Annotated in this window: 19 protein-coding genes; 4 read left to right on the top strand and 15 right to left on the bottom strand. The window is 64.3% G+C overall.

What is annotated here, in order from left to right; translation table 11 throughout:
- Positions 1 to 6 precede the first annotated feature (6 nt).
- Together ACCQ04_RS14660 and ACCQ04_RS14655 are read right to left on the bottom strand one after the other, a co-directional pair.
- The gene (locus tag ACCQ04_RS14660) at positions 7 to 1,002 is read right to left on the bottom strand and encodes an alpha/beta fold hydrolase (protein WP_046343724.1); all 996 of its coding nucleotides are present in this window, start codon (positions 1,000 to 1,002) and stop codon (positions 7 to 9) included.
- 171 nt (positions 1,003 to 1,173) lie between these two features.
- Complete coding sequence (locus tag ACCQ04_RS14655) at positions 1,174 to 2,556, bottom strand: L-serine ammonia-lyase (protein WP_024939240.1); 1,383 nt, start codon at positions 2,554 to 2,556, stop codon at positions 1,174 to 1,176.
- An 85-nt stretch (positions 2,557 to 2,641) separates the two neighbouring features.
- Here ACCQ04_RS14655 and ACCQ04_RS14650 point away from each other — a divergent pair, with 85 nt between their 5' ends.
- On the top strand, positions 2,642 to 2,875 hold the full coding sequence (locus ACCQ04_RS14650) for a glutaredoxin family protein (RefSeq protein WP_102256090.1): 234 nt from the start codon (positions 2,642 to 2,644) through the stop codon (positions 2,873 to 2,875).
- A gap of 410 nt (positions 2,876 to 3,285) precedes the next feature.
- On the opposite strand, the gene ACCQ04_RS14645 is transcribed toward ACCQ04_RS14650, so the two are convergent.
- The 4 genes from ACCQ04_RS14645 to ACCQ04_RS14630 all read right to left on the bottom strand — a co-directional run bounded on the left by ACCQ04_RS14645 (position 3,286) and on the right by ACCQ04_RS14630 (position 5,871).
- Positions 3,286 to 3,918, bottom strand: a complete 633-nt coding sequence (locus tag ACCQ04_RS14645) for a cold shock domain-containing protein (RefSeq protein WP_345778025.1) — start codon at positions 3,916 to 3,918, stop codon at positions 3,286 to 3,288.
- A 150-nt stretch (positions 3,919 to 4,068) separates the two neighbouring features.
- Entirely contained in the window at positions 4,069 to 4,638 is a 570-nt protein-coding gene (locus ACCQ04_RS14640; protein WP_016904748.1) for a YceI family protein, read from the bottom strand.
- A gap of 10 nt (positions 4,639 to 4,648) precedes the next feature.
- Positions 4,649 to 5,212 carry a cytochrome b gene (locus ACCQ04_RS14635; RefSeq protein ID WP_054591487.1) on the bottom strand — a complete coding sequence of 188 codons (564 nt, stop codon included), beginning with the start codon at positions 5,210 to 5,212 and terminating at the stop codon, positions 4,649 to 4,651.
- 2 nt (positions 5,213 to 5,214) lie between these two features.
- Complete coding sequence (locus ACCQ04_RS14630; protein ID WP_065032616.1) at positions 5,215 to 5,871, bottom strand: YceI family protein; 657 nt, start codon at positions 5,869 to 5,871, stop codon at positions 5,215 to 5,217.
- 96 nt (positions 5,872 to 5,967) lie between these two features.
- Here ACCQ04_RS14630 and ACCQ04_RS14625 point away from each other — a divergent pair, with 96 nt between their 5' ends.
- Positions 5,968 to 9,534 (top strand): hybrid sensor histidine kinase/response regulator, encoded by a 3,567-nt coding sequence (locus tag ACCQ04_RS14625; RefSeq protein ID WP_226427266.1) that lies wholly within the window; start codon positions 5,968 to 5,970, stop codon positions 9,532 to 9,534.
- Positions 9,535 to 9,770: 236 nt separating this feature from the next.
- Positions 9,771 to 13,313 (top strand): hybrid sensor histidine kinase/response regulator, encoded by a 3,543-nt coding sequence (locus ACCQ04_RS14620; protein ID WP_372358785.1) that lies wholly within the window; start codon positions 9,771 to 9,773, stop codon positions 13,311 to 13,313.
- Positions 13,314 to 13,388: 75 nt separating this feature from the next.
- Here the strand turns inward: ACCQ04_RS14620 and mdtD are convergent, their stop codons facing one another.
- Positions 13,389 to 14,810 carry a multidrug transporter subunit MdtD gene (mdtD, locus tag ACCQ04_RS14615; protein WP_102580883.1) on the bottom strand — a complete coding sequence of 474 codons (1,422 nt, stop codon included), beginning with the start codon at positions 14,808 to 14,810 and terminating at the stop codon, positions 13,389 to 13,391.
- Positions 14,811 to 15,255: 445 nt separating this feature from the next.
- Here mdtD and ACCQ04_RS14610 point away from each other — a divergent pair, with 445 nt between their 5' ends.
- Positions 15,256 to 16,779 carry a helix-turn-helix domain-containing protein gene (locus ACCQ04_RS14610; protein ID WP_372358548.1) on the top strand — a complete coding sequence of 508 codons (1,524 nt, stop codon included), beginning with the start codon at positions 15,256 to 15,258 and terminating at the stop codon, positions 16,777 to 16,779.
- 402 nt (positions 16,780 to 17,181) lie between these two features.
- Here ACCQ04_RS14610 and ACCQ04_RS14605 read toward each other — a convergent pair whose 3' ends face one another.
- The 8 genes from ACCQ04_RS14605 to ACCQ04_RS14570 all read right to left on the bottom strand — a co-directional run bounded on the left by ACCQ04_RS14605 (position 17,182) and on the right by ACCQ04_RS14570 (position 23,752).
- Complete coding sequence (locus ACCQ04_RS14605) at positions 17,182 to 18,399, bottom strand: hypothetical protein (RefSeq protein ID WP_065032612.1); 1,218 nt, start codon at positions 18,397 to 18,399, stop codon at positions 17,182 to 17,184.
- A gap of 222 nt (positions 18,400 to 18,621) precedes the next feature.
- Complete coding sequence (locus ACCQ04_RS14600; RefSeq protein WP_226427263.1) at positions 18,622 to 19,245, bottom strand: hypothetical protein; 624 nt, start codon at positions 19,243 to 19,245, stop codon at positions 18,622 to 18,624.
- Positions 19,246 to 19,853: 608 nt separating this feature from the next.
- A complete protein-coding gene (locus ACCQ04_RS14595; protein ID WP_054591483.1) occupies positions 19,854 to 20,540 on the bottom strand; it encodes a glycoside hydrolase domain-containing protein in 687 nt (228 codons plus the stop codon).
- A 173-nt stretch (positions 20,541 to 20,713) separates the two neighbouring features.
- Positions 20,714 to 21,055: a hypothetical protein gene (locus ACCQ04_RS14590; RefSeq protein ID WP_226427262.1), complete on the bottom strand. Its 342-nt coding sequence runs from the start codon at positions 21,053 to 21,055 to the stop codon at positions 20,714 to 20,716.
- 275 nt (positions 21,056 to 21,330) lie between these two features.
- Positions 21,331 to 22,401: a hypothetical protein gene (locus ACCQ04_RS14585; RefSeq protein WP_226427261.1), complete on the bottom strand. Its 1,071-nt coding sequence runs from the start codon at positions 22,399 to 22,401 to the stop codon at positions 21,331 to 21,333.
- Positions 22,402 to 22,420: 19 nt separating this feature from the next.
- Positions 22,421 to 22,768 (bottom strand): hypothetical protein, encoded by a 348-nt coding sequence (locus tag ACCQ04_RS14580; RefSeq protein WP_024939226.1) that lies wholly within the window; start codon positions 22,766 to 22,768, stop codon positions 22,421 to 22,423.
- A 79-nt stretch (positions 22,769 to 22,847) separates the two neighbouring features.
- Positions 22,848 to 23,510, bottom strand: coding sequence for a RebB family R body protein (locus ACCQ04_RS14575; protein ID WP_226427259.1), 663 nt, complete (start codon positions 23,508 to 23,510; stop codon positions 22,848 to 22,850).
- A complete protein-coding gene (locus ACCQ04_RS14570) occupies positions 23,507 to 23,752 on the bottom strand; it encodes a RebB family R body protein (protein ID WP_024939223.1) in 246 nt (81 codons plus the stop codon). The genes ACCQ04_RS14575 and ACCQ04_RS14570 overlap by 4 nt, the downstream gene beginning before the upstream one ends.

Raw genomic sequence — 23,752 nt, 5'->3', positions numbered from 1 at the left:
CATTGCTTACGGCGCAATCGCCTTCAGTAATGCGGCATTGAACCGTGTCGGGTCCTGCACCTGCGGCGAATGTCCGAGATCGGCGAACTCGACGAGCTTCGCGTTCGGAATCGCCTCGGCCGCACGCTTGCCCAGCTTGGTGTAATCGCCGACACGTGCCTTGACCTCGGGCGGTGCGGTGTCCTTGCCGATCGCGGTGCGGTCCTTGAGACCAATGAACAGCGTGGTCGGCACGCTGAGTTTGGGTAGTTCGTAGACCACCGGTTGGTTGAACACCATGTCGTAGGTCAGCGCCTGGTTCCAGGCAACTGCCTGCCGGCCGTTGCCCAGCGACATGCCGGCCTGCATGCGCGCCCAGCGCTCGAACTCGGGCTTCCACTGGCCGGCGTAGTAGACCTCCATCTGATACTTCTTGATGCGCTCGAAGCTGATCTTCAGTTCGTTGTCGTACCAGGCGTCGACGCTGCGCCACGGAATGCCTTCGGCCTTCCAGTCTTCCAGGCCGATCGGGTCGACCAAGGCCAGGTGCTCGGTGGCCTGCGGATACATCAACGCGTAACGGATGGCGAGCATGCCGCCCATCGAATGGCCGACCACCACCGCACGTTCGATACCCAGCTTCTTCAGCAGCGCCTGGGTGTTGTCGGCCAGTTGCGCGAAGGAAAACTGATAGGCGGCCGGCTTGCTGGATTTGCAGAAGCCCACCTGGTCAGGCGCAATGACGCGGTAGCCGGCGGTGCTCAACGCGGCAATGGTCTGTTCCCAGGTGGCGGCGCAGAAGTTCTTGCCATGCAGCAGCACGGCGGTGTGCCCGTTGGGTTTGCCGGTGGGCGCGACATCCAGGTACGCCATTTCCAGCGGCTGCCGTTGCGAGGTAAACGCAAAGGTCTTGACCGGATAGGGGTAGTCGAAGCCTTCCAGGCGCGGGCCGTAGCTGGCTTCCTGTGCCATCAGAGGGCCGCAGGCCAGGGCCAGGGCGAGAGTGCAGGCAAGCTGTCGCATCGCGATCTCCGTCGGAATCCAGCGTCAGACGGTACATGGCGGCATGTGGTGGGGACGTACAGCACTGGCATGCGACTGCATCGGCGGCCGCTGCCGTTGGACGCATTGCCCAGTTTCGCGATGCCTGGAGAGTGACTGCAATACAGGGCGCGGCCCGGGGCCGCGCCCGGCTCAGCATTCGATAACGTTGACCGCCAGGCCGCCGCGGCTGGTTTCCTTGTACTTGTCCTGCATGTCGCGGCCGGTGTCGCGCATGGTCTTGATGACCTTGTCCAGCGACACCTTGTGCTTGCCGTCGCCGCGCATGGCCATGCGGCTGGCGTTGATCGCCTTGACCGCGCCCATTGCATTGCGTTCGATGCAGGGGATCTGCACCAGGCCGCCGATCGGGTCGCAGGTCAGGCCCAGGTTGTGCTCCATGCCGATTTCGGCGGCGTTTTCGATCTGCCCCGGATTGCCGCCCAGCGCGGCGACCAGGCCGCCGGCGGCCATCGAACAGGCTACGCCCACTTCGCCCTGGCAGCCGACCTCGGCGCCGGAAATGGAGGCATTTTCCTTGTAGAGGATGCCGATGGCCGCAGCGGTGAGCAGGAAGTCGAAGATGCGCTGCTCGGATGCGCCGGGGCAGAAGCGGTCGAAGTAATGCAGCACCGCCGGAATGATGCCGGCCGCGCCGTTGGTGGGCGCGGTGACCACGCGGCCACCGGCCGCGTTTTCCTCGTTGACGGCCAGTGCGTAGAGATTGACCCAGTCCAGTGTGGTCAGCGGATCGCGCATCGCCGCTTCCGGTTTGGACGACAGTTCGCGATACAACGCCGGTGCGCGCCGCGAGACGTTCAGGCCGCCCGGTAGCGTGCCTTCCTGGCGGATGCCGCGCTCCACGCAGGACTGCATTGCCGCCCACAGCTCGCGCAGACCAGCGCGAATCTCGTCCTCGCTGCGCCAGCTCTTTTCGTTTTCGAACATCAGCGCGGCGATGCTCAGGCCGCTGCGTGCACATTGCGCGAGCAGTTCGTCACCGCTGAGGAAGGGGTAGGGCAGCGGCGTTTCGTCGGCCACGATGCGGTCGTCGGCGGCATCGTCCTGGTTGACCACGAAGCCGCCGCCGACCGAGTAGTAGTCGCGCGTGGCGATCACTGCTTCATCGGCATCGTAGGCGGTGAAGCGCATGCCGTTGGTGTGGTAGGGCAGCTTCTGCCGCTTGTTCATCGGCAGGTCGCGTTTTTCGTCGAAGGCGATGACGTGCTGGCCCATCAGGCTGATGCGCTTGCTGGTGCGGATGCGCTCCAGCGTGGCCGGGATGATGTCCGGGTCGATCAGGTTGGGGCGGTGGCCTTCCAGGCCGAGCAGCACGGCCTTGTCGGTGCCGTGGCCGCGGCCGGTCAGGGCCAGCGAGCCGAAGACTTCGGCGCGGATGCGCACCACATCCTGCAGGCGGCCGGCATCCAGCAGCCAACGATGCACGAAGCGCTCGGCCGCGCGCATCGGCCCCACGGTGTGGGAGGAACTCGGACCGATGCCGATCTTGAACAGGTCGAACGTGCTGACAGCCATGCTTGCCGGAGAGGTGAGCGTAAAGGCGGCTATTCTAGTCGCTCGGCGCTTGCGGCACGGCTGCAGCGCAGCATGGGAGCTCCCGATGGCCTTGATCCTGTACCAGCGCGACGACTGCCACCTGTGCGACCAGGCCGTGGAAGTGCTGGCGCAGGCACGCGCAGGCGAGTTCGGCAGTGTCTTCATCGACGGCGATGCGGCGCTTGAGGCCGCTTACGGGGAGCGCGTGCCGGTGGTGGGCGATACGCACGGGCGCGAGCTGGATTGGCCATTCGACAGCCGGCGGTTGCGGGAGTGGTTGAATGCCGGCACGCGATGAAGCGGCGTGTTCGCCTCCGGTGCGCGCCAGATTTTGGATCTGGACTGGCTGAAAACGGCTTCGTGCCGGTCTGGTGCAGATGATCTGGGCCTTCGCTGCAACGCGGCCGATCTGCTGCTTGGCTGCAAGGCGCTTGCCCGCTCACCCTCGCGGGACACGCCGCGAGTACGTCCGTGTAGGCGCTTACGCGGCATCCATGCCGCGTAAGTTGCCGTGACGGTGGGCGGACAAGGACCCGTCGAGCTGGTCGGTGTGTATGGTTTTCAACAACACAACCGGCATCTGTCTGGTGAGGGCACCGCGCCTTCGACCGACTCAGCGTTTGACCTCGGCTTTTGACTGCATCCAACACGATGGGGCTAACAAACGAATCGTGTCGGCCGCCCGTTCAAGGTGTCAGCCGTGTTGATTCAATGGCACCACTGCTGCTCGCAGGGCACGCCATCGTGGTCGCCGTCCATCGTTGTGTCGGGGCAGTTGCGCAACACCCAGGTGGCATCGTCGCAGGAGGTCATCTGCGAGCAGTGTTTGCGGCCGCCGCAGCTATAGTGCGGCGTGGGTGCGGGTGTGGCCGACGTTGTGCCTGCTGCTGCAGCTGCCGTTCGTGCGGGTGAGCTCTGGAGCGTTGCGCGGCCTGGCTGCGTCCTGGTTGCCGGTGCCGGTACCGGTGCTGCTGACGCAGTTTCAGTGGGGGCGGGGGCTGGCATCAGCGCGTCCCGACTGAGGTACGCATAGCCGCCAGCACCTGCCACAAGCAGCAGCAACATGACCTTGCCCAGCCCGAGCGAGCGATGGGGCGATGGTGATCGCGCTGCCGCATGCTGCCGGCGCGCACCACGTCCGGCTGCATGCTGGCCAGCGCGCATCACGCGCACTGCCTGCCGTCGCCCATCCTTGCCCGGTTCGATCTCGAAGGAAATCAGCTCGCCGATACGTGGCGTTTCGAAGCCGCGGGGAAACGCTGAAATGTGCACGAACAAATCATCACCCGGCTGCGCCGGCGTGATGAAGCCGAAGCCGCGATCGGTATTCCAGCGGGTCAAGGTTCCATGTGTGCGCATCGGCGGCGTCCCTGGGATGGATGCCGAGTCTAGCTGTCGCGCGGTGTCATCCGGCCGCCAGGCACAAAAAAACGGCGGACCCGACGAGGTAGTCCGCCGTTCAATGGCCGCGTCCGGTTGCGGCCGGCGGCGTTACTTCGCCTTGAACACGACCTTGGTGCTGATCGCGGTTTCGTTGGGAATGGTCTTGGTATCGGCCCAGTCGCCGCCGCCGACGCCGAAGTCCAGGCGCTTGACCAGCGCCTTGCCGGCCAGCACCGGCTGCGCGCCGGGTGTCCAGGTGAAGGTCAGCGTGACCGGCTTGCTGACGCCGCGCAGTTCCAGCGTGCCGTCGGCCGCGTACTGGTTGCCGCCGAGTGCGCGGAACTTGTCGGCGCGGTAGCGCGCGGTGGCGAACTTGGCGACGTTGAAGAAGTCCGGCCCCTGCAGGGTCGAGTCACGGTCGTTGTTGCCGCTGATGGCACTGGCCAGCGGGATGCGCACATCGAGCTTGGCGCCGGCAAGATTGGCCGGGTCGAAACTCAGCGTGGTGTCGAAACCGGGGAACTTGCCGGTAAACACTTCGCCGTCGTACTTGCTGGCAAACACCAGCGACGAGCCGGGCGCCTGCACGTAGTCGGCAGCGAGGACCGGGGCGGCAGCAAACGTGGCCACCAGCGAGGCGGCGACCAGCAGGGGAGAGGCGAACAACCTGGACGACATGGGGAATCCTTTAGGGTTTGGAAGAGAGCCAGCCGCGCGGCAACATCCGCACCAAGGTGGCGTCACGCTGGAACAGGTGGTGGTAGAGCGCAGCGCCGGCATGCGCCAGCACCACGGCAATCAACAGCCAGAAGCCCCACTCGTGGATGAAGTGCGCAACCGCACGCAATTGTTCGTCCGGCGGGCTGAGCTTGGGCACGGCGAACAGGCCAAACCAGCGGAACGGGCGCAGGCCGCTGGTGGAGTCGTACAACCAGCCCGACAGCGGCATCGCAAAGATCATCGCGTACAGCAGCCAGTGGGTCAGCCCGGCGATGCGTTCCTGCCAGCGTGGGGTGCCGGCCACCGGCGGCGGCGCGCCCGCATAGAGGCGCCAGCCCAGCCGGACGATCACCAGTGCCAACACGGTCAGGCCCACCGACTTGTGCGCGGTGTAGACCCAGAAGTATTTCGGCGTCTTGGGCAATTCGCCCATGGTCAGGCCGACGATGCCCAGCACCAGGATCAGTAGTGCGATCAGCCAGTGCAGGGTCTGGCTGACACCGCCCCAGCGTTCGATGTTCTTCAGGGTCATGCTCAGGATTCCGGGCTGGGCGCAGCGTCAGGGGCGGCGGGTGCGTTTTGGGGTTGCGGCGTGTCGTCGTCGGCGCGGCCTTCGCGCACGGCTTCGGCTTCGATGCGCAGTTCCACCGTATCGCCGATCATCGATTTCCACGCGTCGATGCCGAACTCGGCACGGCTCAGCGTGGCAGTGGCGGAAAACCCGGCGGTGCGGCGGAACGGCGGCAATGGATGGCGTTTGAGCGCATTGAGGGTGACGTCCAGGGTGACCGGGCGGGTGACCCCGTGCAGGGTCAGGTTGCCGGTGACCTTGGCGTGGTTCTCGCCGCTGGCTTCCACCTGCGTGGAGACGAAATGCGCGTCGGGAAAGTGCTCGGCGTCGAGTAGGTTGCGTGCCAGGGTGGCCTCGTTCCACTTGGCATCGCCCAGGTCGGTGCGGTGCAGCGGCACGGTCACGTCCAGCCGTGCCGAGGCCCAGTCGTCCGGGTCGAACACCAGCGTGCCGCTGGTTCCGGAAACGGTGCCCAACGCCTTGGAAAAGCCGGCATGTTCGACCGCGAACAGCACCCGCGTGTGCACTGGATCCAGCGCGTAACGCACCGGCGCGGCGGTCGCGGCAAGGCTGGTCACGACCAGGGCGGGAAGCAGCAACAGGCGGGCGAGGGTTGTCATGGGCGGATTCTAGACATATCCCGCTGCACCGCGCTTGGCTTGCGCTCGCAACGATCCGTTGCGAGCATGCGGGCTGGACGTGGAAAGGATGCCCACATGCGTGCGCTTGCTGTTTTGTTGGTCTTGCTGCTGGGCGCAATGCCCTGTGTGGCGAAGATTCCGGAGATTCCGCGTTTCCGGATCGTGGGTCCCAGCGACGGACTCCCATCGACCATGGTGGTTGCGATCCACCAGGACCGCGCCGGCTATCTGTGGCTTGGCACCCTGGATGGTTTGGTGCGGTACGACGGCGCAGGATTCAGGACCTGGCGACATGATCCTTCCGACCCGACATCGTTGCCCTGCAACGCGATCCAGGCGCTGCACATCGACGCGCTTGACAGGATATGGATCGGCTGCGGCAAGACGCTGAGCGTCATGGATGCCGGACGAGGCCATTTTCGGCACTACCGCGCGGTTGACTATCCGTCGATGAAGGACGGCGAGATCTACAGCATCACTACGTTCGACGGCGATATCTGGGCCGGAACCACGACCGGCGCGCTGATTCGCATCGATACTTCCGGCGTGATGTCGTCGGTGGATCTGGGTACGCTCGATGGCGACCTTGACCAGGCCATGGTCATGAATCTTGCGGCGGACAACCGGCAGCGGCTGTGGATCGGAACCACCAGTGGCCTGGCGTATTACGACGGAAAACGTCTGCATCGCGTCTATGTCCCGGACGAGCCTAACCGGCAGTCTGCCATCTTCGGTCTGCAATGGGCGGGCGACCGTCTGTGGCTGGGCAGCGAGTCGGGGTTGCACGTCATGGGATCCGACGATCGATGGCAGCCGCTTCCCTGGGGGACGATGTTCGGCACCGGCAACGAATTCTGGGGTGCAGTGGCTGCCCCGGACGGCGAATTCTGGTTGGGAAGCGGACGCGGTCTGTGGCGGACCCGCGGCGAGCGTCCACCGGTCCCTGCCTTCAGCGGAGAGGGGGCTTTGTCACGCCGGAATGTCATTGGCCTGCTTGGAGCCGCTGATGGCGGGCTATGGGTTCCGATGCATGGCACCGGCCTTGGGTACTTGCCGGCAGACTGGAAGCGCACTGCCGTGCTCAAACCCGCGGTGCCGACGGGTGATGCCATCTATTGCAACCTGGCCCCTGCCACACGTTCCGGTGGTCTGTGGCAAGTCGATGCGGAAGGTCGCTTGTTGCGCGTCGATCCAAGCACTGGCGACACGTTTCAGACAGGGCTGCAGTCGTCGCAACTCAAGGACATGGAGTTGGTGTCGGCGCTGGAGGATCGCCTGCAACGTGTCTGGCTAGGCAATTTGAGCTTTGGCCTTTCCCGCATGGACCTGCGGACCGGTGAATTCATCCACTGGCCGTCCGATGGCCCCGAACCGGCGTCGGCGCTATCGGCGCCTGACTGGATCATCGAGCATAGTGATACGGTGTGGATGGCCTTCATTGACATGCTGCAGCAGCGCGATCTGCGTAGCGGTCGTGTCTTGCAGCGCATCACGCAGCAGGACTTGCACGGTTTGCGCGATATCGCCGTACAGCAGCTGGAACAGGGCCCGGACGGGCGCGTCTGGGTTGCAGGCGAAGGCGGCATGTTTGCCTGGGACGAAGCGTCACATCAGTTCGTGCCGGTCCCAGGGTTGGAAGGGACGCAGATCCAGGCGTTTGCCAGCCAATCGCCGGAGATGGTGTGGGTGTATCGGGCCGTCGGTGCAGAACAATGGAAAAAAACCGCAACACGTTGGGTGCGCGTGCGGCAGGTGGGCCAGGTGGATGGCCTGACCGGGTTCGATGCGTCCGCAATGCGGATCGACCCGCGTGGCAGGGTCTGGATTTCCAGCTTGCGCGGGCTATGGCGGATCGACCCTTCGGTGACGCCGGCACGCCTACGCAATATCGGTACACGCGATGGATTGACCAGCCAGGAGTTCATTCAGCATTGTCTGCTGATGGCGGGCGATAGCCTGATCGGGGCGACCAGCGATGGCTCCACCGTGCTGCTGGATACCGCAATGCCCGATATCGCACCGTTTGTTCCGGCACTGCAGCTGGAACATGTCAGTGTGCTACGCAATGGTGCACGCGTCGCGCTGCCAATGGATCGCCCGTTTCAGCTTGGCCCTGGAGATCGGCAGCTGCAGATCGTCAGCCGTCTGCTGTCGTACAGCGACCCGCTGTCCAATCGTTATCGCAGTTTCTTGAAAGGCTTCGACACCGAATGGCAGACCTCGGGCAACGCGGGAATCCGGGAATTCGCCAGCTTGCCTGCCGGTAGCTACGAACTCACGCTGCAGGGGGTGGATCCGCTGGGCAATCGCTCACAGATGCGCTCGCTGCGGTTCTCTGTCAATCCACCGTGGTGGCGCAGTGACGCAGGCATCGCGCTCATTTGCCTGCTTGTGCTGCTGCTGGGCGCATTGCTTGCGGCAGCCTACCGCCGCCGTGTGCGCATGCGCGCGCAGTGGCAGCTGGCCCAGCACAAACGCGAGCTGGCCGAGCAGGCATCGTTGGCCAAGACACGCTTTCTTGCGACCCTGGGGCACGAAGTGCGAACGCCGATGACCGGTGTGCTGGGCATGAGCGAGTTGCTGCTGCAGACGCCATTGGATGGACGCCAGCAGGGTTATGCCAGCGCGATCCAGCTGGCCGGCAAGCATCTGCTGCGGCTGGTCAACGATGCATTGGACCTGGCGCGGATCGAGGCCGGCAAGCTGCCGCTGGATTACCGCGACTTCGATCTGCGTCAGCTGATCGGGCAGGTGGCCGAGCTGGTGCGCCCGAGCGCCGAGCAGAAGCGGCTGGCCTTCGCCTGCGAGCTGGATGACGCGCTGCCGCCTGCATTGCATGGCGATGCCAGCCGGGTGCAACAGATCCTGCTCAACCTGTTGTTCAACGCGGTCAAGTTCACCGAGCGTGGCAGCGTCAGCCTGCGTGTGGGGGTGGTGCCGCAAAGCCACGGGCAAGGCATCCGGATCGAAGTGTGCGACACCGGCCCGGGCATGAGTGCAGAACAGCGCGGGCGCCTGTTCCAGCGCTTCGAGCAGGCCGAAGGCGCCGTGACGCTGGCCCGGCATGGCGGCAGCGGCCTGGGCCTGGCGATCTGCCGCGAACTGGCAGCGGCGATGGGCGGTGCGGTGACGGTCAGCAGCGAACTGGGGCAAGGGGCGTGTTTTGTGGTGGAGCTGCCGCTGCGCTGGGTGAGTGCGCTCCCCGCAGTGCCTGCGCCTGCACGGGCAAGCTCGCCGCAGGCACAGGCGCCATTGCAGTTGCTGCTGGTCGAAGACGACCCGACCGTGGCGCAGGTGATCGTTGGCCTGTTGCAGACGCGTGGCCATCAGGTCACCCATGTCCTGCATGGTCTGGCGGCGTTGGCCGAGGTGAGTACGCGCCGCTTCGACGCGGGGCTGTGCGATCTGGACCTTCCGGGCATCGACGGTGCGGCGCTGGTGGCGCAGTTGCGCGCGCGCGGCGTGCGCTTTCCGATCGTCGCGGTCACCGCACGTGCCGATGCCGACGCAGAACCGCAGGCGATGGCCGCCGGCTGCAATGGCTTCCTGCGCAAGCCGGTCACCGGCGAGCTCCTTGCACAGGCGTTGGCACGCGTGCTGGCCGATGCCGCCGCTGCGCATGACGTCCCGGCCGTCGGCTGAGCTGTCATCGCTTGCCCGGTCCTACGGTTGCCGCCTGGCGCCGCTGCAACAGCGTTGAGCCGGATCGAGGCCCCCTGCATGCGCTGGTTCGGGCCGGGGAAAAAAAACGGACGAGCGACGCGACAAGCCCGCTCGGGCTTGCTCGCACCGCGTGCGGCCCGCACTATGCGGCGACTTGTCGTGAAACCTGTCCCGTGCGCCTTTTTTCGTGTTTTTCCTACTGGTTGATCGCAGCGGTGTCGCTGTGTGTGTACGTCACGGTGCCACCTGCACGGGCGGCCACGGGCGCGCTGCTCACGCCGGTGCCCAGCCAGGTCACGGTCGCCGACGGGCTGCCCTCGGACACCGTCAGTGAGCTGGCCGAAGATCAGCAGGGCTATCTCTGGATCGCCAGCGATGACGGCCTGGCCAGATTCGACGGGCGCAACTACCGCATCTGGCGGATGGAAGACGGCTTGACCAGCAACGCGATCTGGACCATCTGCGTCGATCGCGACAATCGCGTGTGGATGGGATTCGAGAACGGCGGAGCCGGTTTTCTGGAGTCCAAGACGCGCGCGTTCAGGCGGCTGGAGAACCCGCAGTTTCCGGAGCTGCGCGAAATCACGGTGTGGGCGCTGGCCTACACCCCGAACGGCGATATCTGGCTTGGTACTGCGGCCCACGGGCTGTATCGGCGACGTCCCGACGGCAGCATGCAGCGCTTTTCCAACGTGCCCAGCGACCCGACCAGCCTGCCGTCCGACAGCGTGATCGGGTTCGAGGTCGCGCCCGACGGAACATTGTGGATCGGGACCCATGGCGGGCTCGCACGCTGGGACGGCGCGCATTTTCAGCGGGTGTCGTTGCCCGGAACCACGCAGGCGGTCAACCGGCTGCACATGGAGCGCAGCGGCAACACCTTATGGGTCTCGGATGTGGTCGGCGATGCGTTTCGCGTGGACGCCGACGGCCAGGCGCGGCCCCAGCCGTGGCAGAAGGCCGTGAGCAAGCGGCGGGTGATGGGAGTGTTGCTGCACGACCGCAGCGGGCGCTATTGGCTGGACACCGAGAGCGGCCTGGGCCTGTCCACCGCAGGAACCGACATCAGCAGCGTGCCGGTCTACAGCCTGTCGGCGCATGGCCTGGTCAGGCGCAACTGGATTACCGCTTACGAGGATCGGGAGGGCGGGCTGTGGTTTGCGGCACTTGAAGGTGGCCTGTGGCACCTGCCTCCGCATTGGGACACCTTTGCGGTACTGGCCCACCACGGTGCTGATCCACAGTCGCTGACCAATCCGTCGGTGCTGGCGACGGCATCTTCGGCTGCGGGCGGTGTCTGGCTGGCTGGCTCGCGGCATGCGCTGGAGTATCTCGATGCGGCGACCGGCCAATTGCAGACGCATCTGACGCAAATCGATGCCCGTCCGCCCGACTCCATGCTCGAAAGCCGGCGCGGGTTGGTCTGGATCGGCGTCGAAGGAAAACTGGTCCGGTATGACCCGCAGAGCGGGCAGGTCAAACGCTTGCAGCTACGTGAGGACGTCGAGCCTGATCCGGACGGTGCGGCGGACCGTCCGGGCTGGATGGCTGAGGACGCGCAGGGCCGCCTGTGGGTGACAGTGCTGGAATATGGCCTGCAAATCCGCAACCAGGACGGGCAACTGCTGCGGACCATCGTCAATGGCAGTCATGGACTGGAGGTGTTGACCATCCTGGACCTACGCCTCGGCCCGGATGGTCAGATATGGCTGAGCAATAACGCCGGCCTGCGGCGCTGGGACCCCGCCGCCGACCGATTTGTCCCCGTCGACGGTACACCGTCCCTGCCGACCTATCTGTTCCGGCTGGGAGAGGGGGGCGTGGTCTGGACCGGGTTGGCCGGCGAGATCCGGCGGTATCTCTGGGACGGAAAGCGGCTCAAGCACCTGGACACGGTCGGAAAGGAGCAGGAGTTTCCGTTGGTGGCACCCAACGGCCTGGTGGTCGACGCCAGGGGCGTGGCGTGGGTGTCCAGTCAACGCGGGCTGATCCGGATCGATCCCGGCAGCAGGTTGGTGCGGGTGTACGGCGTGCACGATGGGCTCCCCAACCAGCAGTTGCAGATCAACACGCTGGTGCAGGCCGGCAGCGGGCGCATCGTCGCTGCATCGCCCGACGGCGTGGTGGTGTTCGACCCGGCCACGATGCGCCCCAGCACCCGCAGGCCGCCGTTGATCATCGAACGCGTGGGCCTGCGGCGCGGGGAGCGTGGTCTGGATATCACCGGGCAAGAGCCGCTGACGATGCAGGATGGCGACCGCGATCTGCATATCGTCGCGCGCCTGCTCAGCCTGGCCGATTCCGAATCCAACAGCTACCGATTTCGGTTGAGTGGCTACGATCCGGACTGGATCGATGTCGGTCCCAGCGGCGAGCGGCAGTTCTCGCGGCTGCCCGCCGGGCATTACACGCTGGAAGTGCAGGGGCGCACCGCCGACGGCATCTGGTCGGCCAGCCAGACGCTACGTTTTCAGGTGCTGCCGCCCTGGTGGTTGTCGCCATGGGGATTGGTGTTTCTGGGCGTGCTCGCGCTCTGCGCCATCGCCGCGGCGGTGTTGTTGTATCGCCGCCGCCTGCGGCGTTTGAACGCCTGGCAGCTGGCCGTGCACAAGCAGGAGCTGGCCGAGCAGGCGTCGCTGGCCAAGACGCGCTTTCTGGCCACGCTCGGCCACGAGGTGCGTACCCCGATGACCGGTGTGCTGGGCATGAGCGAGCTGCTGCTCAAGACCTCGCTGGACAACAAGCAGCGCAGCTATACCGAATCGATCCGTCGTGCCGGCGCGCATCTGCTGCGCCTGGTCAACGATGCGCTGGACCTGGCGCGGATCGAATCCGGCCGTCTGGAACTGGATCTGGAGCCGTTCTCGGTACGCCAGCTGGTGGCCGAGGTGGAAGGCCTGATGGCGCCCCTGGCGCAGGAGCGCGGCCTGCGTTTCAGCCTGGAAGTAGGGCTGCTTGGCGACATCACCGCCAGTGGCGATGTCACCCGCATTCGCCAGATTCTGCTCAACCTGCTCAGCAATGCGATCAAGTTCACCGAGCGCGGCGTGGTCGGGCTCAAGCTGACCACGCTGGGCTCGTATCAGGGGCTGCGTTTCGAAGTGGCCGATACCGGCCCGGGCATCAACGCCGACCAGAAAGCGCGCCTGTTCCAGCGCTTTGAACAGGGTGACGGCGCCAAGACCACTTCGCGCTATGGCGGCAGCGGCCTGGGCCTGGCCATCTGCCAGGAACTGGCGATGGCGATGGGCGGGCATATCGAAGTGATCAGCCGGCTCGGCGCGGGCACGCGCTTCGTGGTGGATCTGCCGCTGCGCTGGGTCGCTTCCAACGCCACGCTCGGTGGCGAGGTGGCGCGCACCGGAGGCGCGGTCGCCCCGCAGCGCATCCTGCTGGTGGAAGACGACCCCACCATCGCCGAGGTCATCGTTGGCCTGCTGCGTTCGCAAGGGCACTCGGTGGTGCATGCGCCGCACGGGCTGGCCGCGCTGACCGAAGCGGCCGACAACCCTTTCGACCTGGCCTTGCTGGATCTGGACCTACCCGGGCTGGACGGCTTCGCCCTGGCGCGGCAGCTGCGCGTGTTCGGTTACGACATGCCGCTGGTGGCGGTGACCGCACGCTCGGACGAGGAGGCCGAGCCCACCGCGCAGGAAGCCGGGTTCGACAGTTTCCTGCGCAAGCCGCTCACCGGCGACATGCTGGCCGACACCATCGCCGAGGCATTGCGGCGCGAACGCCCGCGCGAGCAGATCTAGAGCCGTGCACCGCAGTTGAAATCGCACACGGCGCTGCGCTGGCGCGCGGCGCTGGTCGATGGCGCAGCGGCCGCGTCATTCGGCGACTTCTTCCACCTGCTTGGGATGTGGCCGCGTCTCGGCCAACTGCCAGAAGATCAGCGTCGACGACAAGGTGATGCCACCGACGCACAGGAAGGTCGCATGCAATGCGGCAGTGGCGCCGTGGCTGTCGCCCAGATGTGTGTTGAAGGCGGCCAGCAGACTGCCCGCTGCCGCCGCGCCGAACCCGGTGGCCAACATCATCACCATCGATAGCAGGCTGTTGCCGGGGCTGGCCTGCTCACGATCCAGGTCGCGCAAGGTCACGGTGTTCATGACGGTGAACTGCAGCGAGTTCACCGCGCCGAAGCAGGCCAGCTGCACCAGCCGCAGCCATAGCGGCTGGCCGACATCGACGAGCGCGAAGCTCGCCATCGCCAGGCCCACCAGCACGGTATTGAGCATCAATACGCGGCGATAGCCGAAGCGACCGACCAGCTTCACCGCTGCACGTTTGGCCGCCATGCCGGCCAACGCCACCGGCACCATCATCAGCCCGGCATTCATCGGGCTCATGCCCAGGCCAACCTGCAACAACAGTGGAATCAGGAACGGCATCGAGCCGCTGCCCACCCGCGCAAACAGGTTGCCCAGGATGCCGATGCGATAACTGGCCACCTTGAACAAGGCCAGTGGAAACAACGCCGCCGGCGTGCTGGCCGCATGCAGCCAGTAACCGGCCAACGCGGCCAGCCCGCCGATGGCCAGCAGCATGACAAAGGCATGGCGCAGGCCGAGCTCGGAGATGCCGTCCAGCGCCAGCGACAGTGCCACCATGCCGAACGCCAGCATCAGATAGCCGATCAAATCGAAGCGCTGGCGTGCATCGCCGTAGTGGTCGGGCATGATCTTCAGCGCAGCGATGAACCCGATCACGCCGATCGGCAGGTTGATCAGGAACACCCAGTGCCACGAGGCGACTTCCACCAGCCAGCCACCCAGCGTGGGGCCGACGAGTGGGCCGATCAATGCAGGAATCGCGATGAAACTCATCGCGCGCAGGAAGTCGGCGCGCGCCACGGTCTTGAGCACTGCCAGCCGGCCCACCGGCAGCAGCATCGCCCCGCCAATGCCTTGCACCACGCGCGCCGCCACCAGCTGCGGCAGCTGCTGCGCGGCGGCGCACAGCAGCGAGCCCAGCGTGAACACGATGATCGCCGCCAGGAAGGTGCGCCGGGTGCCGAAGCGGTCCGCAATCCAGCCCGATGCAGGGATGAACATCGCCACCGCCAATGCATAACTGAAGACCACCGACTGCATCTGCAGCGGGCTTTCGTGCAGGCTGCGCGCCATCGACGGCAGCGCCGTATTGACGATGGTCGCATCCAGCATCTGCATGAAGATCGCCAGCGACACCAGCCACAGCAGCGGCTTGATGGTGTCGTAGGCGCGCAAGGTGGGCACGGGTTGGGACATGAGCATCGCCATCGGGAAGACAGCGCATTATCCCTGCGCGCGCGTGCAGAACGTCGCAACACTATATACGACGCCATTGCTTGAGCCCGTCGCAGCGTCGCATCGCCGCAGCGGCAACGAGTGAGACGCGCCGCACCCAATCCAATTGCGGACAAGCCCGATGCTACGAATCGTCGGGAACGGGCTGTGGCGGCGTGCTAATGCCAGATCTGGCTTGCACCAAGCGGTTGCTTTGCTGGCGAATCGTTTTGCGCCTGCCACCGTCCAGTCACCGCAAGCGAGCGTTGTCTCACATCAGGGTGGATCGACCGAGGGCGGGCGAGGGGAGCGTTCGTAGAAAAAGCGGAATGCACGCTTGGAGCTTTGCCGACGGTCTGGTCAGGGATGGCGCGACTTGGGTCTGGCCGCCTTCCGAGCGCGCCAGTAGATCAGGTCGAAAGCATCCATGGAAAAGCAAGTCTTTGATGTAGTGCAGCGCGCCTATTTCCCAGGCGATCCCTTGGAGAAAATGCTGGGAAAGATCGCTGCACAACTGTCGCAGAGCGCGATCACGAACGGCGCAGTATGTAAGTTTGTCGCGGTGGAGCATCACGGTCCACCGGGTCCGGTTCTGGCAGAAACCCAGCCCCCGCCCACGCAGTGTTTTCCCGTCCAGCACGGCCGGCAAGTGCTCGGCACACTGAATGTCACGCCGGCTCAAGAACGAATGACCCCGGAGGTGATGACGCTGTGCCAGCAGATCGCAAAGTATTGTGCGTACCTGATCAAGCGCGATGCCGCGCGGGCGTTCGCGCAAGACCGGTTTGGTCGCGCGCTGTCGATCGTGGGCGTGAGCGAAGAGGTCTTGACGATCGACGAATTTGGCGAGCACGGCGCATACAGTCGCTTGCCGGTCATCGTGCGCGGCGAGTTCGGAACCGAGAAGGAAACGGTGGCCGTTTTGCTGCATGCAGCTGCACCCTGGCGGGAGGGGCCGTTCGTTGCGATCGACTGCGCCGCTCCCGACGACGCACCGGCGGCATGGTTCAAGCGCGGGGCCGGGGGAACGCTGTTCCTGCAGAGCGTGGACGAGCTCGACGACGCGCTACAGCGCCAGTTGGCCGGGCAGCTTTGTGGCCTCGGCGGGCCATGGTCCGCCGTGGACGTCGAGGACTCGCCACGCGTGGTCGCCTCCACGACCGCTGATCTGTCGCGCCGCGTACGTGCCGGACGCTTCTCGCGGGCGCTGCTGTCGCAACTGGATGTCCTGTCGATCGAACTTACCCCGTTGCGCAAGCGACGGACAGATATCGGCTTTCACGTCGAGCATGTGCTGGATCGGCATGGCCTGGATCACGGTCAGGTGGTCACCGAGGTGTTGATGGACGCCCTGACCCACTACCCATGGCCGGAAAACCTCCAGGAGCTGGAGCGGGTGGTGCTGCGCCTGGCGGTCATGACAGCCGGCAGGCCGATCGGCAGCGCCGACATCCAGCGCCACGCACAGCGTCTGTTGGAAGGCCGGGTGCAGGGAGCGCAGCACGATGCATGCGCGACGATGTCGCAACCGGCCGATCTTCCGACTGAGCCCACGCCGCCGGGAACGCCTGTCGACTGGATCGACGGCCTTCCGCATCGCCCCGGGCAACGTCTCGCCACCCTGCACGACGCACTGCGGCGCGCATTGGTGCATCTGGGCGAGCACTATGCCGAGCCGCTGACCCTGGGCGATCTGGCCCGGCAGGCGCACGTTAGCCAGTCGCATCTGGGCTTTCTGTTCCGCGACGAACTCGGCACCCCGTTCAAACCGATGCTGCAGCAGCTACGGATCGAAAAGGCCAAGGAGCTTTTGCATCAGCAGCGCAAGCTGCGCATTACCGAAGTGGCGCTAAAGGTCGGTTTCGGCGACCTGAGCCATTTCGAAAAGAGCTTCCGACGGCTGGTTGGGGTAAGCCCGCGTGAGTTCCGTAGGGTCTATGGCCAGGATTGACCGTCAGATATGAGGCCCCAACTTCGTGCTGGGTTCATCGGCTGGGCCCAGCATGCGGTTGCTTACAAATGCGCCGCCTCTCAGAAAAAATTCTATTCAAGCACCGATTGGTTGGGGTGGCCGACTTGCGGCGCCCGAAAAGATCGCCCGCGCCGGGTCGTGCCCATCGGCTGTCTCTACCTCTACTACATGCGCGGCATCGATCGCGTGCGTCAGCAATCCATCCAATCCCGCTTCACTCCTGCGCTGCCGACAACGAGCTGGCATCATTCGGCCACGGGTACGGCAGTGCAAGGATGGTCCCGGATTGCTAGCGATCAGGTCCAGCGTAGCGAAAAAGCGCAGTTGTGGCACGGTTGGGCTGCCTGTAACGCATTGGGGCGGTCGGGCGAGTGAGGTCTTTCAGGGACGACTAATGAACCGCCCTGTGGTTACCGGGAACCACTGAGCCAGCAAGTCCCTTTCAATGGCCTCCGGCCTTCCTGTCAGATCGGCATAGTGCTTGATGTAAACACTGCGATGGTGCCAATTTACAAAGATCGGATCGGGGTGCAGCATCGGTAGCGATGTCAGGCCCGCAACAACCGCACCGGAACCCACGGCTGCCCATCGGTCTCCGCTTTCCGTTTCCACACATCCCATGCCGTAGCCCAGTTGCCGCATTGCGATGTAGCTTCTATCGTCCTTGAGAATTTGTTCGTAGAGTTCCAATAAGCCGGTATCCTTCAGATTCAGGCATGAGCCGAGCTGCGTCCCATTATCCCGCAGGAATGTCTCCGCAAGATGCCGCACCATTTGTCCTGGTTCCGGAAAGATCTGGTTGCCGCCGCCCTTGCCATTCTTGGATGCGTTTCCGACAAGGGTCGCATGGGCACCAGGCATGAGGATTAGTTCCTTCTTTACTTTTACGTCCGGGATGATCGGAGTAAAGCCGCGCGCCCTCTCATCGCGTGCGTATACAGCGCGGTATTCCAGCACGTTGGTATTCAGTGTTGTCCTGTTTAACTGGAAATTCAAAGGACCGGGTACCGGGTCTATCGCGAAAATGTTGACGCAGATGTGGCGGAGCTGCGGGTCGGCATACATTGCATTGGCCATCATGTGGCAGGTAACTGCGCCACGGCTCCAGCCAATGAGGTTGACGCGGTCAGGCAGTGGTGTTCGCAGGACTTTTGCTCGCGCCTTTTGTAAAGCTTGGGGAACGATTTTTCGGTGCTTATTGGCAGGGGTCCAGCCACCAAAAGTGTTCTGCGGCTCAAGTCCAGCTGCTTCGGCAGCTGCCTTTTCCCTTTGTAGGATGCGTATTTCCGCATCTGTCATTAAGGTCCTCATATGGCTGGGGTCCTTCTTGATCACCGCAATCGCGTGCTTGACGTTCTCCTCCCAGCCCGAACCAAAAGTAGTGCCCCGAGCATCAGTGTAGTTCCCCGGGAGTGTCCATTTATCGTTTTCTTGTTGATTCCCGCTGCCCGGTCCATCCGCTATGAGCCAATCATCGAACTCCACCCCGAGATGGTTGCGTGCCAATGTGGAGATAAGCTGTCCTTCGCTGTAGTTTGCACTGTCGTAATCCAGGCTGTTCGATCCTGTCCCGCAAAAAAATACTGTGAATGTTGACATTCTTGATGTCTCCAGAATCTCGGGTGGCTGGGTCGTTGTATTAATCTATGTGTGGATTACGAGGCTCGTGCACTACGGTGGTATGAGGGTGAACTCTTGATGCATTCGCGGAGTGAAATGTGGCTTTTTCTGCTAAACTTTCGCTGTAGTCGAGTTGCGTGATTATTCAATGCACTGCTGTTGACCGGGGTTGTGATTGCGGTGGGCGTGTCATGGGTGGATTTATATAAATCCACCCATGATGTTTTGCATCAAATGGCCTTGAAGCGAGTCGCGTACTTTTGTCAGTTGGATAACATAGGAGGAATAGTCGTTCTCCGACTCGAGAAGGTAGTTGATGAGCAGCGTGAGAGAAGCTAGGACGCAATTGAAGCTATTGAATCCGTCACCATTCTTCAGTGCGAAGACATTGATTTCCGGAGCCACAGCACGGAACCATCGCGGGAAATTTCTGGCATCCTCCTCTGTTACAGGTATCTCGAAACTGACGCAGGTCGGGTCGTCAAGCATGGCGCTATCATCTTGCCAGTGGCCTCCACCGCCTTGGCCAAAGAACGCCCATGGATAACCCGACACATTCGGTACCAATCCCCTGACGAACTGGACTCGCCCGCGAAGACGAGACAGAACGGCCGTATGACCTGTAAATTGCTGTAACAGGGGAGAGCGCGATAATCTTGAGGATCCGATTCCCATGTTTTGCTCGGTCCAAGCGATCAAGGTCGGGTCGGGGTCGACTTCATAGCGCATGTCTGGCCGGTGCCTCCAACGTCCTTGGTGTCGTGAGATGCCTGCGATGCCGACGGAATTGGTTTGTTCTGACATCAAATCAACTATTACTGTCATTTCACATCTCCTTTCGAGGCGGAAGGTGCAGGCCGGCATATGCCGTACCGAGATGGAGCGACCTGATGGCGGAGTTCTCTTGCCGCTGCGGTAATGCGTACTCGTGGGCTGGCTGCTGCAGGCGCTAGGTTTTATGCGGTGAGATCGGCATGATCCCGGTCTGCGGGGATACGCGCATGCACGCTCGATACAGACGTGGGCTCTTGGGCAGGGGTGTCGGAGCGTTTGGTAATACCGCCGATTTCTCTATACTTTATTGGGGAAAGTCACAGTTATTATTCTTTCCGAGGGCGCTAGCCAATCGTTGCAGGGCCCTTTGGGCGAGGGTTGCTACGGAATATTGATGTGATTCCATGGAGGTAGGTCCGTACCAGGCGTTGATCCGGATTCGGCTTTGGCTTGGTTTCGACGAGTGCGTTGGCGGATTGATTGACGCAGGTGATGCGCTTATCCGGTCGTTTAATGCATTGAATCAGTGCGGGGGAAAGTGGGGTGACGCGTGGTGTCGTCTATCGATGCAGGGAGTGTCGGGTTGGTTGCAAGGGATCTTCATGCATTGCTGGAGTTTATGGGTTTCTGCTTTTTCCCGATGCAGGAAATACGCGCAATCACGCCGAGCTCGGATCGGCTAAACTCGAATAACTGAGGTCAACTTCCAGCCCATCGCACGGCGTACCAGGAAGCGACAGCACCGCATCCTGTTCGTATTGCCAGAGCATGGCCTGGGAATAGCCGCAGCCGGCCGGATCGGAGGGCTGGACGTGCCGGATGTCGCCGGCGTAGAGGTGACGCCCTGCCGTGGAGACCCGCCAGGCCCAGACGCGCGGGGAGGGGCAGGGGCCTATCCGCGACAGCAGTTCCACTGCGCGCGCGTGCGAGCAGTACAGGCCGGGCGAAAAACCATTGCCCAACAGCGCGGCGATCCACATACGGATGTAGTCGATGGCTGCCTGTGGCGGGCTGCCGCCATCTTCCCAGTCGAGATAGACCACCGCGCCATCGGGAAAGCCTTCGGCGCGTGCCAGCGCTGCGGCCTGTGCACCATCGAGGCTGCCCTGCCGGGCGGTGACGTCGTGCGAACCGGGGCCGATCGTCTGCTGACCAAGGTAGACGGGCGCCAGGCCCCAGCCTTGTGCGATCAACGCAGCGCGTTGGCCCATCCAGCCGGTGTCGGCATGGCTTGGCGCCGGTGCGAGGTAGTAGCCGCACCACGCCAGCTCGGCCTGGGTCTTGAGCCAGTCAAGGGCGGGCAATCCGGGGAATTGATCGGTGTCGAAGCCTGTATAGAAGGTCATGTCGGAATTCCTTCGGATCGGGCGTTGGCTGGGCCGGGGCTAGATGGCCGCGGCAAGTGGGGCTGCGCTGCTGGATCAACGTGGCGGCGGGGAGCCGGCAGACCGGCGCCAATGAGGCCGGACGGGTTCATCGCGAGACCGGCTTCATCGCAACGCCGAAACGCATCGCTCCGTCAGCTGGCTGTTCCGTCGTCGGCGTTCGGAGTGGCCGGCGACGTCGCCGCCATTGCCTGCTCGGTCTGCTGCTGCGCGGCGGTCACCGCCGCAGCGGCGGCTTGTTCGGCCTGCTGCAGTGCCTGGTTGGCGCTATCGATCGCCTGGTCATTGCCAGCTGCGGCGGTTGCGGCGGTTGCGGCCTGCATGGCCGCCCGTACTGCCCTATCGCTGGCCGCCATCGCCTGATCGATCTGGGCTTGCGCCGCTTTCAGCGCCGCTTCGATCTGCGAGGATCCTGACGATTGCGCAATGGAGGCTGGTGTCTGGTACGGGGGCGTGGGCTGAGTATCGTCGGACATGCTGGTATCTCCTGAAGTGGACGCGGAATGGAGCGGGGTGACGGCATCGGCACGCGATGGTCGCATCGGCGCGGCGAGTGGTGCGGTTTCGGTTGGGTGCTGCGCTGCAAGCGCGCGCAGCCTCTCACCGAGTGCGTTTTCGGCCTGCGCCATCCCCTGGCGTGCGGCCGCTAGGGCAGCGGCGCGACCTGCATGCACCGCTTCGCGCGCCGCGTCGGCGGCGCTGGTCGCAAGCGGGGCCTGGTCGCCGGCCGCAGCAGGCGGGGGCGGTGCGCTCACTGCGTGGCCTCCGCATCCGTGTCTTGCGAGGTGGTGGGTGATGCAGCTGCGGCACCGAAGTCGCGGAGCGAGATGACGCCGTTGTTGACCTGCAGCAGCGCGGCCAGGGTGTCGTTGTGCATGGAGAACATGCAGCTGCTGCCATCCTGGCCCAGCACCCCACGGCTGGGCCGGTTGGCCGCCAGGAAGGCCTGCGCCGACTGCAGGTAGAGGCGGATCGCATCGCTCGCCGCCTGGTCGTCGCCGTCGCCTCGGTAGCGGGTGTGCTGGACGATCTGCTGGGCCGCCAGCGATAGCCGCGCGAAGCCGATCTGGCGACCGCGTGCCAGCCATTCGGCAACGCTGCGCTCGACCTCGTTGGGCGAAGGCAGCCCCTGCACCTGTGGGCAATCCAGGGTGGTGAACAGCTGCGGCAGCAGCGTCTGCAGCGCCGAGGCCGCCGCATGCGCACGTTCGTCCACAGCTGTGATCGTGGAAGTGCAGGCCAGATAGAAGCGGTAGTAATCGCAGAATTCCAGCGGCGTGCGCGCCTGCTCGACAGCGAATGCTGCTGCCTCCTGCTGCAGTGCTGGCGTGACGTCGGCTGGCGGCGCTTCGGCGGCCAGCTGGCGTAGCGCCAGGCTTTCTTCAAGGTCCAGCGACTGGAACACGCCGGCGCCATCGACCTTCAACTGGGTCAGCAGGCTGCGGCCTGCGGCCAGGTCACTTGCGGTGTACAGGGCGTTGTCGCGAAAGATGCGCTGCAGCTGCGCCTTGACCACCGAGCCGGTGTCGCCTGCTTCGGCCTGCGCCAGCGTGCCCAGGTCGGTCGGACTCAAGGTCATCAGCTTGACCGGGCTGACCTTCAGCTCCAGCTGTGGCAACAAGGCCAGGCGCGAGCCATGCAGGCCTTGCTGCACTTCGTCGAGCAGGCTGCTCTCGTCGGGAAAGTCGTAGCGCACACCGGGCGACTGGATCGCCCAGGCCAGCCACTGCGTGCCTCCATCGATGAAGGCCAGGCACTGCCTGCCCAGCGTCGAGAGCATCGTCGGCATCGAGATCAGGCGGCCTGCGATTGAAACGGACATTGCGTGACTCCTTGTGAGTTCAACCAGCGGGGAAATTCTTCAGCACCAGCCCGGCCGCCGAACCGATCCTGGCGAAGTCGTCGGTGGCGCCCTGCATCAGTGCCTGCGCCTGGGTAAGTGCAGTGACGTACTTGTCATCGCCGGTGGCCAGGTACTGCGCCATCGCCACACCGACGGCGGTGGTGGCGATCGTGGAGACATTGCGCAACGCGTCGGTGGCGTCCTGCACCGCAATGGCAGTGGACTGCGCCACCGATTGGTAGGCTTTGCCGGCTCCGCTGGTCAGCACGACCTGCGGGCTCATGGTCGCCAGCTGCACCTGGTTGATGACATCGATGACCTGCGCATTGACCTTTGTCGGTTCCATCTTGATTCCCATGGAATGATCGGCCGCCTTTCAATGAGGCCTGGTGGTAGGGGGGGCTGACCTCATCTCTGCGGACGCCCTATGACTGAGCAGGCGGCGCAGGTGCAGGTGCAGGGATAGATGCAGATGCAGGTGCAACAGGAGCAGCAGATGCAGATGCAGCAACGACAGGGGGTGTGCCTGTAGCTGCAGCTGCGGGTGAAGTTGCGGCTGCAGCAGCAGGAGCATCAGAAGTGGCAGCATCATCGGGGCCGGCACCGGAGGCGGGGGGAGTAGCGGGCAGGGGCGGCGGTACGCTCAGCGCATGCACTTCCAAGAGGTCGGCGGTTGCGGTCGCGGCATCTGCCGAGGCGCCTTGCGCTTGCGTTTTCAGCACGTCGACGGCCACCTTGGCCTCCGCCGCTGCGGCGGCGATGAGCGCTGCAGGCGGGGGCGGTACGGGGGGCGGGCCGGGCAACGGCGCGACCGTCGGTGGTGGTCCGGGTGGTGCAGGCGGTGGTGGCGGCGCCACCGGGAACGGTGCCGAGATCATCTTGGCGCAGGCGGCGGTGATCGCTGCTGCATTGATCATGCCGGCGCCTTGCTGCCGGTTGACGGCGTTGTGCATCGCCATGCCCAGCGTCTCCAGCATCACGGCATCGAGCATGCCGAGCGCCTGTGCGGGCGCCTGACCGGTGGTCAGCGTCACGATGCTGCTCACCGCATCGACGACCTGGCTGTTCACGCTATTGTCGTCGATCATGACGAAGTCGCTCCCTTCTGGATGATTAAGGCAAGGATTTGAGTAAGGGCTGCATCGGCAAGCACCTGTCCGCGCTGCTGGTTGGCGACTGCGTTTTCCATTGCGAGGGCGATGGAATCCGACAGCGCCAGATAGGTCGCCCCCATCGCGAAGGCCGGCGCCTGGCCGATCGCCATCGCCGCACCTGTAGCGGCGGTACCGATCAGGTTGGCGACGCTTGCAGCCTGCGCGCTTGGCTCCAT

The organism is Xanthomonas sp. NCPPB 2866 (assembly GCF_041475745.2).
Lineage (GTDB): Bacteria > Pseudomonadota > Gammaproteobacteria > Xanthomonadales > Xanthomonadaceae > Xanthomonas > Xanthomonas arboricola.
The sequence above is the reverse complement of the archived record's forward strand: the minus strand, read 5'-3'. Positions and strand labels throughout refer to the sequence as shown.

Bases quoted from the DNA above. Each gene is read 5' to 3' on its own strand.
- ACCQ04_RS14610 (WP_372358548.1), top strand. From the start codon at position 15,256: ATGGAAAAGCAAGTCTTTGATGTAGTGCAGCGCGCCTATTTCCCAGGC.
- ACCQ04_RS14625 (WP_226427266.1), top strand. From the start codon at position 5,968: ATGCGTGCGCTTGCTGTTTTGTTGGTCTTGCTGCTGGGCGCAATGCCC.
- ACCQ04_RS14590 (WP_226427262.1), bottom strand. From the start codon at position 21,055: ATGTCCGACGATACTCAGCCCACGCCCCCGTACCAGACACCAGCCTCC.
- ACCQ04_RS14640 (WP_016904748.1), bottom strand. From the start codon at position 4,638: ATGTCGTCCAGGTTGTTCGCCTCTCCCCTGCTGGTCGCCGCCTCGCTG.
- ACCQ04_RS14575 (WP_226427259.1), bottom strand. From the start codon at position 23,510: ATGATCGACGACAATAGCGTGAACAGCCAGGTCGTCGATGCGGTGAGC.
- ACCQ04_RS14605 (WP_065032612.1), bottom strand. From the start codon at position 18,399: ATGTCAACATTCACAGTATTTTTTTGCGGGACAGGATCGAACAGCCTG.
- ACCQ04_RS14650 (WP_102256090.1), top strand. From the start codon at position 2,642: ATGGCCTTGATCCTGTACCAGCGCGACGACTGCCACCTGTGCGACCAG.
- ACCQ04_RS14585 (WP_226427261.1), bottom strand. From the start codon at position 22,401: ATGTCCGTTTCAATCGCAGGCCGCCTGATCTCGATGCCGACGATGCTC.
- ACCQ04_RS14635 (WP_054591487.1), bottom strand. From the start codon at position 5,212: ATGACCCTGAAGAACATCGAACGCTGGGGCGGTGTCAGCCAGACCCTG.
- mdtD (WP_102580883.1), bottom strand. From the start codon at position 14,810: ATGTCCCAACCCGTGCCCACCTTGCGCGCCTACGACACCATCAAGCCG.
- ACCQ04_RS14580 (WP_024939226.1), bottom strand. From the start codon at position 22,768: ATGGAACCGACAAAGGTCAATGCGCAGGTCATCGATGTCATCAACCAG.
- ACCQ04_RS14630 (WP_065032616.1), bottom strand. From the start codon at position 5,871: ATGACAACCCTCGCCCGCCTGTTGCTGCTTCCCGCCCTGGTCGTGACC.
- ACCQ04_RS14570 (WP_024939223.1), bottom strand. From the start codon at position 23,752: ATGGAGCCAAGCGCGCAGGCTGCAAGCGTCGCCAACCTGATCGGTACC.
- ACCQ04_RS14655 (WP_024939240.1), bottom strand. From the start codon at position 2,556: ATGGCTGTCAGCACGTTCGACCTGTTCAAGATCGGCATCGGTCCGAGT.
- ACCQ04_RS14595 (WP_054591483.1), bottom strand. From the start codon at position 20,540: ATGACCTTCTATACAGGCTTCGACACCGATCAATTCCCCGGATTGCCC.
- ACCQ04_RS14660 (WP_046343724.1), bottom strand. From the start codon at position 1,002: ATGCGACAGCTTGCCTGCACTCTCGCCCTGGCCCTGGCCTGCGGCCCT.
- ACCQ04_RS14600 (WP_226427263.1), bottom strand. From the start codon at position 19,245: ATGACAGTAATAGTTGATTTGATGTCAGAACAAACCAATTCCGTCGGC.